Origin of the sequence: Chitinophaga sp. LS1, assembly GCF_034274695.1 — a bacterium.
Taxonomy (GTDB): Bacteria; Bacteroidota; Bacteroidia; order Chitinophagales; family Chitinophagaceae; genus Chitinophaga.
This window is the reverse complement of the sequence record NZ_CP128362.1, coordinates 2,174,059-2,188,519: the sequence shown is the minus strand read 5'-3', so window position 1 is coordinate 2,188,519 and position 14,461 is coordinate 2,174,059. Positions and strand designations below refer to the sequence as shown.

Here is a 14,461-nt window from a genome sequence, read left to right as displayed (position 1 = left end):
AATATTTTATTCAGTTCTGATAGCTTTTGCCGGATTGGCCAGTGCTGCTTTGATAGTGCGAATCCCCACAGTCATCCATGCAATGACTAAAGCCCCTCCTATAGTGAGTAAAAACAGATTCGCCTGTAAAGCGATCCTTACATTGAAAGTAGCTAACCACCCCTGCATGAAATAAGCGGCCAGCGGTGCAGCAATGATAAAACCAATGATCACCAGTAGCGTGAATTCCTTAGATAATAATACCAGTACATCCATTACAGAAGCTCCTAATACTTTGCGAATGCCTACTTCCTTTCTACGCTGTACCACCATCAAAGATACCAGTCCATACAAACCCAAACATGAAATGAACATCGCTACAAAAGCAAACAATTTATACAAAGCAGACAACTGTATCTCTTCCTGGTAAAAGTCTTTCAACAGATCATCCATGAATTCATATTCATACAGGTAAGTTGGCCATGCCGTCTTACACGTTTTTTCTATTGCTGCCAGCGCTTCCGGCATCTGATCCGGATCGATCTTTACACTCAGTGTTCGATACCAGGAAGTATTATTCATCAATACTAACGGGGAGACTGGTTCTTTCAGACTATTTGCCCTGAAGTCCTTTACTACTCCTATAATTAGCCCGGATACCTGGTCGTCAAAGAATGCCATTCGCTTACCAACAATATCAGCAGGCTCACGATATCCCAATGTTTTAGCAAGTGTTTCGTTCACGACAAAACCATTGGCCGTATCTGCGGGTGTATAATTATTACCTGCTATCAGTTGCATACCATAAGTATTGACGTATGACTGGTCAGCAAATTTTAAATCCACACTTAAATCATTCATCGTACGCCCCTCGAATCGTAATCTGCCAAACCAACCACCATAACTGGATGCAGGTGTAAAACTGAAGCTTACATTTTTAATTCCCTGTGATTGCAACAGTTGATTGCGGATAAACCCAAATTGCTGTACAGAAGCACTATCCTTTGGTATAGATACCGTTACCACTGCTTTCTGATCAAACCCCAATGGCGCATGCAATACCTTTCTCATCTGACTCATCACGACCATCATACAGATGAGCAGTATCTGTGCTACTGCAAACTGCAACACCACTAATACTCTTCTGAGAGAAAGACTACCAGATATTTTAATACCTTTTAGTGCGGTGACAGGATTAAATCCTGACATGATGAATGCAGGATAACCACCTGCTAATAGCGTTACTGCTATTAATAACCCAACAATAAAGAAGAACAAATCTGTATCAAATAATTCCAGCATTGGCAACCGCATAATGCTGCATACTTCAGGCAGACATAATTTACCAATTAACAATCCTAACAACAATGCAAAAAAAGTAATGACAAATGTCTCTGCCAGAAATTGTCCTATTAATTGTTTTCTGCCACCCCCCAATGCTTTGCGCACACCCACTTCCCTCGAACGGGTCACTGCCTGTGCAGTAGCAATATTTATAAAGTTGACACTACCTATAATCAATAAAAACAGACCCACCAACATCAATCCACTGATCATGCGCAGGCTAAAAACAGCATTATAATTGCGAAAGCGTGTGTCTGTATGTACAGTCGACAATGGCTGTAACTGCAATTGTTCATTGCGGTTTTCTTTCGGCTTATATCTATTGATCATATCGGACAACATGGTGTTACCATGTGCCATATCCATACCGGCAGGCAGTTTTACCAACACGCTATGTGCTTCATTTACCGTCAGCCAATCATCCTGTTTCAGTTGTGGCAGCAAAGTGGCATAAGATATCGCCACACTAAATGGGAAATCTGTATTTGCAGGCATATCATCCAGAATGCCAGTTACTCTTATTATTCTCTCGTTATTATGATTGAAGGTTTTACCAATTGCGGCTTCCCAGCTACCAAAATATTTCACCGCAATACTTTTGGTTATTACACCTGCACCCGGTGCTGACAATGACTCGCGAGGGTTGCCATACAGCCATTTGAAACCTAATATTTCAAATACAGACGGTTCGGTATAATACACCCGATCCCGCTCTCTGAATTTCTTATCATTTACGATGATCACCCCATCGGTCTGACGGATGGCGCCTATATTTTCCAACTGCGGAAAATCTTTTCGCAATGCACCCGGCACAGGGAAAGGCACACCCATGAAATATTCCGTTCCATTTGATTGCTGCGTCACAGATACGACTCTGTTTATTCTCTCCTGACCAGCATGAAACTTGTCAAAACTCATTTCAAAATGCACTATCCTGTAAATAAGCAGACATGCGGCCATAGCTAATGCCAGACCAGCGATATTGATACCTGCATAGGTTTTATGACGAACCAGGTTACGGAATGCTATTTTGAAATAAGTACTCATTCTGTTCTCAATGCTTTAACAGGGTTCATATTAGCAGCTCTGAAGGATTGTATACTTACTGTCGCCAATGCAATCAATACAGCGAGCAATCCAGCTATGCCAAACATCCACCACTCAATGTCAACACGGTAAGTGTAATGCTGTAGCCAGTTATTCATGATATAAGCTGAGATTGGTGATGCGATGAGAATGGCGATTAATACAGGTTTCAGGAACTCTTTTGACAACAGCAACATCACTTGCTGCACGCCTGCTCCCATTACCTTGCGAATACCAATTTCTTTCTTACGCTGTTCCGCCGCAAATACTGACAAGCCTAACAACCCAAGACAACTGATGATGACAGCCAGCGAAGCAAAGATGTTGATCGCCCTGCTCAGGAATCTTTCATTATCATATTTCTTCTGGTAACTGTCATCTACAAAAGTATAATTGAAAGGGTAGTCAGGATTCATCTCATGATACACTTTTTCCAGTCTGTCCATAGATGCCTTTACGGAAAGCGCTGGATTCAATTTAAAGGTCATCACACCACGCCAGTCAGGATTATATGTGAAGATCATGGGTGTTGCAGGCTTATAAGACGTCTCCCATACAAAATCTTTGACTACACCCGTAATCGTACGGCGCTGTCCATTGTAAGTGATCACCTGTCCCATTGGGTCCTTCAGATGCATTGCTTTCAATGCAGTTTCATTCACCATGATAGACATAGAATCTGCAGTGGATAAAAAGTCTCTGCCCTGTAAGACAGGGATACTAAATGTACTGGCAAAATTTGCAGCAGTAGCAATCACACCAAATGATTGCTGATCTTCTCCTGCCTCCTGTCCCGGCCATTTAAGGCCCCAGGTTGTACTGCCTGCATTAGTGATCTGGTTACTCACAATAGTGCCCTCTACAGCACCACCTGAAGCAATCACTGCATTTCTAAAAGCATCATACCCGTCATATAATCTACCTTCCAGTTCTATATCCACAAGCCCTTTGGGATCGTAACCAATAGGTTTGTGCTGGATAAAATAGAGCTGACGATAAATGACAATTGTCGTAATAATGAGTACCACTGCCAATCCAAACTGGAATACGACTAAAGCCTGTCTGGATAAGAAATTACCTTTCATTTTGGTAACACCACCTTTCAATACTTTGATCGGTTTGAAGGAAGAAAGATACAATGCCGGATAGCTACCAGCCAGTAATCCCGTTACCAGCAGTAAACAAGGCAGTGAGCTCCAAAAGACCAGGGGTGCTTTACTTAATTTCAGCGCACTATTTGCAAAAGTATTGAATGCCGGCAGCAGTATCCACAACAGCAATAACGCCAATACAGTAGACAGTGTCACCAATATTAAAGACTCCCCGAAAAACTGAAAGATCAGTAATCTCCTGTTAGCACCAATCGCTTTCCGCACCCCTACTTCGCGAGCCCTACGCTCTGCCTGTGCGGTACTCAGGTTCATAAAATTCACACAGGCAATCAGCAAAATACCCAGTGCGAGCAATAAGAACAGACGTACTGTTTCAATGTTACCACCAATGATTTTCCCATCTTTGATCGTATTATATAATTTCCAATCCTTTGCCGCATGCAGCATAAGGGTCGTATTAATATTATTGTTACCTGCATCTTGCAGCACATGCTTTACTTTGCCCTGAACAGTCGCGATCGATGCATTTGGTTGCAGCAATACAAAAGTCATAATACCAAAGTTGCCCCAGGTGTTATCTTTAATCCATTGTTCTTTTGCAGCATACAACGACCAGCTACACAAATAGTCAAACTGAATAGAAGAATTTGCAGGGGGATCATTCACTACTGCACTCACTACCAGAGGATCCTGCGCATCCAGCTTTACTAACTGGCCAATGGGATTCGTGTCTCCGAATAACTTATGTGCGGTACTCGTGGTAACTACAATTTCATTCTTATCATTCAATGGTTTTACATTTCCATTGATGACAGGAAAACTAAAAATATTCAGGTATTGAGGATCAACATAACCGCCAGTCAACTTAATACTGTTTTCACCTGCCTGTAGTAGGTGAGCGTAGAAATAACTTGCACGGGAGGTTGTTTTGATTCCGGGTATTGTTTTCTCCAGCGTAGACGCCAGCGGAACTGGTGTAGTCCATACACCTGCATCCTCAGTCACTACCTGGTATATATTATTTACATTCTTATGAAATTGGTCGAAACTAAACTGGAAGAGCACATAAAGCATCAGCATAAAGCTAATCGCCATACCAATTGCCAACCCACCAATGTTGATCGCAGAGAATAACTTATTACGCCATAGGTTGCGCAACGCGATCCTGATGTAACTCCTAATCATAACAAACGGTTTAAAATTTGTAAAAAGGAAGGGCTGGTCAATACCGGCCCAGGTTTCATTTTGAACTTGTCATTTTAAAACGTAACAACTTAAATATCTTTACTCAGTTCTCAATGATTTTACGGGGTTAGTCAGTGCCGCTCTTACTGACTGGAAACTAATGGTGAACAATGAAATGATCATGGCCATGACGCCTGCGAATACAAACATCCACCACTCTACATGAATGCGATAGGCAAAGTCCTGCAACCATGTGTTCATCAGGAACCAGGATATAGGGACGGCGACCAGTAGGGATATCAGTACAAGCTGCATAAAATCCTGTGAGAGCAATCTGGTAATATTTGCAGTAGAAGCCCCCAGTACTTTTCGGATACCAATTTCCTTGGTACGCTGTCTCGCGATCAAAATGCTAAGTCCAAACAAGCCCATACAAGCGATAATAATTGCGAGCATAGAGAATGTACCAAAGAGCGATGCCAGGCGGTCCTGATTGATATACTGATGCGCCAGATCATCAGCTACAAATGAATAAGTTAAAGGGTAGTCAGGCACATATTTCTTCCACACTTTTTCTACAGCAGCTACCTGCTTTGTGAGATCTCCCCCTTTTGCCAACCGGATACTCATCACACTAAATCCCTCTTTCCTAACGATATAAATAGCCGGCGATACCGGAATCGTAAGGTTAGAGTAATTAAAATCCTTTGCTACACCGATAATTTCTCCTTTTCGTTCGGTAAACCCGGGAAGCCATTTGATACGCTGGCCAATGGGGTCATGCAGGTTCATCGCCTTTACCATTGATTCATTGACAATAAAAGCATTATTACTATCTGTTGCAAAACCTGTAGAAAAGTCACGTCCCTTTGTCAATTTTATATCCAATGTTTTCAGCAGATCAAAGTCGCCGATAATTACACTGGTCACGATTGATTTATCTTCACTATCTCCATCCTTTACTACCGGGTTCACAGCACCAACATACCGGCCCATGGCTGTATTGGAAACAGTTACATTTTGAACACCTGGCAGTCTTAGTAAATCTTCTTTTATCACTTTGATATTCTTTCTCGCACTTTCCGAAGCAATATTTATATTCACTAATCTATCCTTATCAAACCCCAGGTATTTGTTCTGCCAGAAGCGCAACTGACTGTATACAACAATCGTAGCTACAATCAAAATAATAGCGATTGAAAACTGTGCGATCACCAATGCCTTTCTGATCCATACCCGGGAACCGGATGTATTGAATCCTCCTTTCAGTACAGCCACCGGCAGAAAACCGGAAAGGTACAGCGCAGGATAACTGCCAGACAACAATCCTACTACTACTGACATAGTAAAAAGGTATCCGAGGAAGGGAAGATTGCTCAATGTAAAGAGCTGGAATTCCTTACCCGTGATTTTATTAAACCATGGCATGAAAAGCAGAGCAAGGAAGATAGCCAGTACAAATGAGATCGTGGTTAACAACACCGCTTCTGACATAAATTGTACAATCAGCTGACGGCGCTCGCTACCCATTACTTTTCTTACACCTACTTCAACCGCTCTTTCATCGGCCCGGGCAGTAATAAGGTTCATAAAATTGAAGCAGGCGATCATTATGATAAAGATGGCAATAGCAATATAGATATAGAGTAAATGGGTGTTATCCTGCTTGTTTTTATCCCCCTGTGGATGCAAATGTATATTGGCCAATGGTTGCAGGTGCAATCCAAATACTTCTCCAAGTGAACTGGCAATCGCTTTGACATGCCTGTCTGTAAATGCCAGTAGTTGAGATTCCATCTTAATCAGGCTTACGCCTTCAGGCAATTGTACGAACGTGGTGTTATCATTAAAATTATACCATTGCTCCATTGAACCACCATCCTTTTTCACCAGCTGTTCAAACGTGCTATAAGATAAAATGATATCTCCTCCAATGTCTGTATTGAGAGGCAGATCTTTTGACACAGCAGTTATTCTACAATCAAACTGGTTATCTACCTTCAGTATTTTACCTATAGGATCATCATTACCGAAATACTTCTTTGCAATTTTTTCAGTAACGACCATAGTATATGGCTCCTGTAATGCTGTTTTGGCATTACCTTTTACCAGTGGGAAGTTAAACAAAGTGAAAAAACCGGCATCTGCATATGCTAAAGGATCTACATATTGCTTATCCTGAAAAGTATACAATGCAGTGCCAGCGTTCATCATACGTACTGACTCTTTTATATCGCTTACTTCATTTTTCAGATATGGTCCAACAGGCCACTGGGTATTACCCCCATAGTCGGTTTCCCCTGCTTTTGTAAAGCTGTTGGTCACCCGATAAATATTCTTCCCATCAGGATGAAAATTATCAAACCCGTATTCGTTCCTGACAAACAATACAATCAACATACAACATGCCATCCCAATCGCCAATCCCAGTATGTTAATCACAGTGATGATCTGTTGCCGCCTGAGATGGCGGAGTGCTATTCTGAAATAATGTTTAAGCATGGCAATTATGGTTTATTATACGTGAAACTGCTCCTTGATGTTTTCAGTCACTACCTTACCATCAAACAGGTTAACCACGCGATGTGCAAATCCGGCATCATAAGGGCTGTGCGTTACCATGATCATGGTAGTACCCCCATCATTCAATTCCTGCAATAGTTTCATGACCTCTTCACCATTTGTAGAATCGAGGTTACCGGTAGGCTCATCCGCCAATATCATTTTGGGCTTTGCCACTACGGCACGCGCTATCGCCACACGCTGTTGCTGACCACCTGATAACTGCTGCGGAAAGTGGTTACGGCGGTGCATGATGTTCATACGTTCCAGTACTTCTTCCACTTTCTTTTTACGATCGCTGGCAGGTACTTTCAGGTATAGGAGTGGCAATTCCACATTTTCAAAAACAGTCAGCTCGTCGATGAGGTTAAAGCTCTGAAATACGAATCCAATAGACCCTTTTCTCAACTGGGCACGTTGTCTTTCACTCATTCTTGCTACTTCATGATCCCAGAAGTGGTACTCTCCACCGGATGGATTATCCAGCAGCCCCAGGATATTCAATAATGTAGATTTACCACAACCTGATGGACCCATAATAGCTACAAACTCACCGTCTTTTACTTCCATGTTGATTCCATTGAGCGCAGAAGTTTCGATCTCTTCAGTGGTAAATATTTTTTGCAGATTAACGGTACGTATCATTGATGTTATTTTGATTATATTAAAATACTAATACTTCTTTGTCTCCAAAATTCTCATAGGATGAAGTGATCACCTGTTCGCCTTCCTCCAATCCTTCGAGAATTTCAAAGAACTGCGGATTTTTCTGACCCAGGGAGATATTGCGCTTTACAGCACGTTTACCGCTTTTATCCACAACGTACACCCAGTTACCACCAGTGTCAGAGAAGAAACCACCTACAGGCAGCAACAGGGCTGCAGAAGATTTACCTAATTCGAGGCGGATAGGAGAGGATTGTCCCCTGCGGATGCCATCGGGAGTTTCTTTGTCAAATTTCATGTCTACATTGAATCGGCCGTTTTTTACCTCAGGATATACTTTGATGATAACAAGTTCATAGTTCTTGCTATTAAATTCAAAGCTGGCTTTCAGACCAGGGAATACCCTTGAAATATAGTGTTCATCGACCTCGGCTCTCATTTTGAAACCATTCAGATCGTCAATCTGCCCGATGTTCTGGCCAGCTTGTATGCTACCCCCTACTTCAGCATCTACTGAGGATAACTGTCCGTCAATCGGTGCTTTCAATACCAGGTTGTTCATATTATCTTTCATCAGCTGAAGATTACGCTGGGTGCGGGAGATTGTAGATTCCAATCTTTCAATCTGGATTTTGGCATTCTCTTCCTGAAATTTCTGGCTTTCAATTTCAATCTGCTTTTGTTTCACCAGCCTTTCGTAATCAAGTTTATACTTAATATAATCCTGGCGGGCCACGATTTTTTCATCTACCAGCTGCTTATTTCTGTCATACAGATCCTTGGCCTGATCTATCTGGAAGTCCAGTTCATTGAGTGTCTGCTGCATAGTAAACCGGTTCTGTTTCAGGGTCTGCCGGGTATTCTGCAGCTCATTGATCAGGCGATATATTTCAGTTTCATGGTTCACAAACTCCATTTCCATATTCTGGTTTTGCAGGCGGAGAATACTATCTCCCCTTTTCACCATACTACCTCCTTCCAGGTATTTCTGACTCACGTACCCACCTACGATTGCATCGAGGCGTATGGTCTTCAAAGGTAATACGACTGCTGTAACAGCAATATATGTATCGAAAGTACCCCGGGTAACTTTAGAAATAGTAATCTTGTCCTTCTCTACATTTAATTTCGAGCGGTGATCGGCAAAGATCAGGTTATAGATCAGCAACAGTGCTACGACTGCGCCTCCACTTACCAGGGTGATCCTTTTCTTTGACCAGTATTTCTTTTCTATTTTTCTATCCATAGGTGAATGTGCTAAACTTGCATACCGGATAAGACAACCGGCATGCCAAAGCCGGGAATCCTTTACCAGTAAAGCATTTCAAAGCACAGCATCCTTTCAAAACGTCCTGTACCGCACACTGTACGTCCAATTCCGGACACTTTCCCCCAATCCGTTGCCAGTACTGCCAAAAACCGAAATCTTTTTATAATATTGCCAGTGGCCACATCCGCATTCGTTTGCCCAGGTCAATCATTGTCGGGAACATTGTTTGCGGTGCTCTATCAACAATATATTTATTTGAATTGGTTATGACTACGATTACACTGCCTGGTAAAATACTGATAGTAGATGATGATATGGACGTATTGCGCGCAGCACGCCTCCTGTTGAAACGCCATTTTGGCCAGGTAGACTTTGAGCGCAATCCCCAGAAGATCCCTTACCTGGTATCTAATTTTGAATACGACGTGATCCTGCTGGACATGAACTTTACCCGTGACCTGAGCAGTGGTAAGGAAGGATTTGAATGGCTGGACAGGATACTGGACATTCAACCCACTGCAGCAGTAGTTATGTTCACGGCCTATGGCGACGTGGAAATGGCAGTAAGGGCCATCAAAGCAGGAGCAGCTGATTTTGTGCTGAAACCCTGGGAAAATGAAAAGCTCCTGGCCACTATGCAGGGAGCTTACAACAAAAAACACCAACACAAGGACAAGGTAGCCCCACCTACCCCAGCGACTAACAATAATAGTTCAATCATTGGCAATAGTCCGTCCATGATGGCAGTATTGGATACAGCTGAAAGGGTAGCCGGCACAGATGCCAACGTACTCATTCTAGGTGAAAATGGCACTGGCAAGGATATGCTGGCCAGACATATTCACCAGCTCTCCCATCGTACCTCCCACCCTTTTGTGAGCGTAGACCTTGGGGCCATCAGTGAAAGTCTGTTTGAAAGTGAACTGTTTGGCCATGTGAAAGGCGCCTTTACAGATGCCCGCGAAGACAGGATCGGTCGGTTTGAAGAAGCCAACAAAGGCACCATCTTCCTCGATGAACTGGGAAACATTTCCCTTCCGTTACAGGCAAAACTGCTCACCGTATTGCAAAACAGGTCGGTGACCAAAGTAGGTAGTAACAAAGCCCATCCTGTAGATGTACGTCTTATCTGCGCCACTAACCGCAACATTCAGCAGATGGCGGCACAATACCTGTTTCGCCAGGATTTACTCTACCGGATCAATACAATTGAAATACACCTTCCTCCTCTCAGAGAAAGACAGGAAGACATCATAGCCCTGGCAGAACATTTCCTCCAATTGTATAGCAGTAAATATAAACGCCCGGTGAATAGTCTGCACGAATCACTCGTACAGCAGTTGCTACAATATGACTGGCCAGGGAATATCCGTGAACTGCAACACGCTATGGAGAGAGCGGTCATTCTCTCCCAGGGCAAGGTATTGCAGGCTAAAGATGTATTTGTGAAAAACCCTGTACAGGAAACCCAGCTGAATACCGGCTATAACCTGGAAGAAATGGAGCGCAACATCATCACCCAGGCCATGAAGAAATGTAATGGCAACATCACTGAAGCCGCCAGGGAACTGGGCCTCAGCAGAGCAGCACTCTATAGAAGACTGGAAAAATATAATATCTAAATGAACCGGTTCAGCGTCAATATATTCCTGCGCATACTCCTGCTCACCGCCAGTACCATTGCCGGCGTAGAAGTATGGAGGATACTGGGGCCGATTCCCGGGTTAGCTATCGCCGCCCTGATCTGCCTGCAGATCTATGGAATGTATTACTACATGAACAGGATTAACAGAAAGCTCACACTTTTTTTGGAGTCCATCCGTTACGAAGACTTTTCCATCCGGTTCAGCGCCGATAATAAAATGGGGAAAAGCTTTCAAGCACTCAATTACCAGTTCAACGAAGTACTGGAAGCCTTCCGGCAAACCAGGGCCGAAAAGGAAGCGAACCTGAAATACATCGATACGATCGTACAGCATATCAGCATCGGCGTACTGTCTTTTGATGCGGAGGGTAGAATAGAACTCATCAACCCTGCAGCTTTCAAGTTACTGGGCATCTATCGCCTACGCAACATAGCAGAGTTAAAATCAGCTCACCCCGATCTGCCTGAATTATTGCTACAGGTGCACTCCGGCAATAAGATCCTGTATCGTACCCGTACTGAACAACAACTCTCGATTCAGGCAGCAACTGTACGTTTACAGGGCCGCCTGGTCAAATTGATCTCCCTGCAAAACATTCATGCAGAGCTGCAACAAAAAGAGCTGGAAGCCTGGCAGAACCTGACCAAGATCCTTCGTCATGAAATCATGAACTCTGTCACCCCGATCGTATCCCTCATAAGCACCATGCAGGATATTATAGAGCAGGACATTGCACCGGATAGCCACCAGCCCGAGGCGATTACCGACCTGATAGAAGCGCTGGAAACGATCAAAAGCCGGAGTAAAGGCATCATGAACTTCGTCAACGCCTACAGGGATTATACCGCTCTTCCCAAGCCACAATTCACGGATGTTAATATCAAGGAACTGATCACAGTAGTGAGTAACCTGTTGCAATCGGATCTTAAACAGGCAGGCATCTATTACCAGTTTGAAGTAGATTCTGCCGGTGCAGAAATTCATGCAGACAGTGCCCAGTTGCAGATGGTGCTGATCAACCTGGTCAAAAATGCCATGGATGCACTGGAACACACCGCTCACCCGGAAATCAAACTCACCGCAACGATAACCACGCCTAACCAGGTTTGCATCTCCATTGCCGACAATGGTCCGGGTATAGATGCGGATGCAATCAATAAGATCTTTATCCCTTTCTATACCACTAAGCGCAAAGGCAGCGGTATCGGTCTTAGCCTCTCTCAGCAAATCATCCAGCTGCATGGCGGGCAATTGAAAGTAGATAGTACCAGTAGTAATGGTACTACATTTAAAGTGATCCTTGCTACGGTGTAAATCCTTATTTTAGTAACATGAAACCGGTTGTCTTTAACAGTCTTTATTGGGGCACAATGCCTATACTGCTTTGGGGCTGTTTTGTGAATTCCGCATGGCTGAAGGAGCTGTCAATGGTTCTTTTAATTGTTTATGCGGCCGTATTTTTCATATCCGGCACCCGCTACACACCAACACTTATCAGAGTGCTGTTAATCATAGGCTTAGCTATTACAAGTCCACCTTTAGTCCACCTTCTCGCCGGTGCTTCTATACCGCTGGTTCACATCGTCTATATTGCTTTCTTTTTAAAGATCCGGTATACGAATTATCCACTACCTACCTGTAAGTGGGCATTTATCTTTCTGACAGAAGCGCTGGGTCTGGCGATCTTCTTCTATTTCCTGCCTACACTGGAAACGGTCTGGCCTGTGGTCCTTTGTCTTTTCACTGCTTCTATAGCCCTCCAATCCGTTATGCATGCCTTTCGCCTCAGTGATCAGCCAGCTGGCTGGTATTGCCTGGCAGGCATCTCCCTCCTCATTGCCGGTGGCGCACTTCCACCAACTATCAGCTTGATCTGCTACGCATTAGCCAATTACGGCCTCGTCTACGGTGCTACCCGTTATATATGGCAAAAGCAGGGTATCCCCTACGCAATCCGGTAATATACCGTACATTTGATTCGCTAGATGAGTTATTATGCAACAGACAGATTTTTTAGTGATTGGTTCCGGCATCGCAGGATTAACCTATGCGCTCAAAGTAGCAGGTGCCTGTCCAGATAAAAAGATCACCATCATCACTAAGACCCAGGAAGACGAAACGAATACGAAGTATGCACAGGGTGGTGTAGCCGTAGTGAATGATCTTGAGAACGACAGCTTTGCCAAGCACATTGAAGACACCCTGATTGCCGGCGATGGCCTATGCAATGAGAAAATAGTAGAGATCGTGGTAAAGGAAGGCCCCGAGCGGGTAAATGAGATCATTGAATGGGGCGCCAACTTTGATAAGAATCCTGACGGAGACTTTGCCCTTGGAAGAGAAGGCGGACATTCGGAATTCAGGGTGATCCACTACAAAGACATCACGGGTTATGAAATAGAAAGAGCCTTGCTGGCAGCCGTTCGCCAGCATCCAAATATCGAACTGGTCACTCACTGCTTTGTGGTAGACCTCATCACCCAGCACCACCTGGGTTACCTGGTAACCAAATCCACGCCTGACATTGAATGTTATGGTGTATACGTATTGAACCTTCTCACAAACAAGATAGAAAAGATACTGAGCCGCATCACCCTCATCGCCACTGGTGGCAATGGGCAGGTGTATCGTAGCACCACTAACCCTTCTATCGCCTCTGGCGATGGTGTGGCTATGGTGTACCGCGCCAAAGGTAGAATTGAAAATATGGAATTCATCCAGTTTCACCCTACCGCGCTCTATCAGCCGGGTGTGAACAACGCCTTCCTGATTACAGAAGCTGTACGTGGCGATGGTGGTATTCTGCGCAATATACACGGCGAAGACTTCATGCATAAATACGATCCCCGTCTCTCCCTCGCTCCCCGAGATATCGTGGCCAGAGCAATAGACAGTGAGATGAAGATCACCGGTACAGAACATGTATACCTCGATTGCCGGCATATGGATATGGAGAAGTTCATTCACCACTTCCCCAACATCTATGAGAAATGCCTGACATCTGGTATCGATGTGAAGAAGGACATGATTCCGGTAGCTCCGGCTGCTCACTATAGCTGCGGAGGTATCAAAGTAAATGAACATGGTTGTACCAGCATTCAGAACCTGTATGCATGCGGCGAGTGCTCCAGCACAGGATTACACGGCGCCAACCGCCTTGCGTCCAATTCACTGCTGGAAGCCATGGTGTTTGCACACCGTTGTTACCAGACGGCTGTAAACAGGATCGATGCAATTCCATTCAAAGGAAACGTACCTGACTGGAATGCAGCAGGAACCACGGCTCCCAAGGAAATGATCCTCATTACCCAGAGCCTGAAGGAACTGAAGCAGATTATGAGTGATTATCTTGGTATCGTGCGTACCAATGAACGTATCCAGAGAGCAATACGCAGACTGGACATTCTGCACGAAGAAACAGAAAACCTCTATGAGAAGACAGAAGTCTCTCCGCAATTGTGTGAGCTGCGCAACCTGATCACCGTAGGTTATTTGATCGTAAAAAGCGCTTCCTTCCGCAAGGAAAGCAGAGGTCTTCATTTCAATACCGATTATCCAAACAAGAGCGAACTGGTACAAAACATTGTGTTATAGAATTTGTTGCTAAGTAG

The 14,461-nt window shown here is 44.0% G+C and carries 9 protein-coding genes; 4 read left to right on the top strand and 5 right to left on the bottom strand.

The window, feature by feature from the left end:
- Positions 1-6 precede the first annotated feature (6 nt).
- The 5 genes from QQL36_RS09115 to QQL36_RS09095 all read right to left on the bottom strand — a co-directional run bounded on the left by QQL36_RS09115 (position 7) and on the right by QQL36_RS09095 (position 9,180).
- Positions 7-2,370, bottom strand: a complete 2,364-nt coding sequence (locus QQL36_RS09115; protein WP_321569570.1) for an ABC transporter permease — start codon at positions 2,368-2,370, stop codon at positions 7-9.
- A complete protein-coding gene (locus QQL36_RS09110) occupies positions 2,367-4,706 on the bottom strand; it encodes an ABC transporter permease (protein WP_321569569.1) in 2,340 nt (779 codons plus the stop codon). Before QQL36_RS09110 ends, QQL36_RS09115 begins: the two co-directional genes overlap by 4 nt.
- 99 nt (positions 4,707-4,805) lie before the next feature.
- Positions 4,806-7,208 carry an ABC transporter permease gene (locus tag QQL36_RS09105; protein WP_321569568.1) on the bottom strand — a complete coding sequence of 801 codons (2,403 nt, stop codon included), beginning with the start codon at positions 7,206-7,208 and terminating at the stop codon, positions 4,806-4,808.
- Between the two features lie 15 nt (positions 7,209-7,223).
- A complete protein-coding gene (locus QQL36_RS09100) occupies positions 7,224-7,913 on the bottom strand; it encodes an ABC transporter ATP-binding protein (protein ID WP_083723276.1) in 690 nt (229 codons plus the stop codon).
- 19 nt (positions 7,914-7,932) lie between these two features.
- Positions 7,933-9,180 carry an efflux RND transporter periplasmic adaptor subunit gene (locus QQL36_RS09095; protein ID WP_083723277.1) on the bottom strand — a complete coding sequence of 416 codons (1,248 nt, stop codon included), beginning with the start codon at positions 9,178-9,180 and terminating at the stop codon, positions 7,933-7,935.
- A gap of 290 nt (positions 9,181-9,470) precedes the next feature.
- Between QQL36_RS09095 and QQL36_RS09090 the strand changes: the two genes are divergently transcribed.
- The 4 genes from QQL36_RS09090 to nadB are packed head-to-tail and all read left to right on the top strand — an operon-like array spanning position 9,471 to position 14,444.
- Positions 9,471-10,826 (top strand): sigma-54 dependent transcriptional regulator, encoded by a 1,356-nt coding sequence (locus QQL36_RS09090; protein WP_321569567.1) that lies wholly within the window; start codon positions 9,471-9,473, stop codon positions 10,824-10,826.
- Positions 10,827-12,164, top strand: a complete 1,338-nt coding sequence (locus tag QQL36_RS09085) for a sensor histidine kinase (RefSeq protein ID WP_321569566.1) — start codon at positions 10,827-10,829, stop codon at positions 12,162-12,164. It begins immediately after the preceding gene.
- Between the two features lie 56 nt (positions 12,165-12,220).
- On the top strand, positions 12,221-12,811 hold the full coding sequence (locus tag QQL36_RS09080) for a hypothetical protein (RefSeq protein WP_321569565.1): 591 nt from the start codon (positions 12,221-12,223) through the stop codon (positions 12,809-12,811).
- Between the two features lie 34 nt (positions 12,812-12,845).
- Entirely contained in the window at positions 12,846-14,444 is a 1,599-nt protein-coding gene (gene nadB, locus QQL36_RS09075) for an L-aspartate oxidase (protein ID WP_321569564.1), read from the top strand.
- Positions 14,445-14,461: the final 17 nt, after the last annotated feature.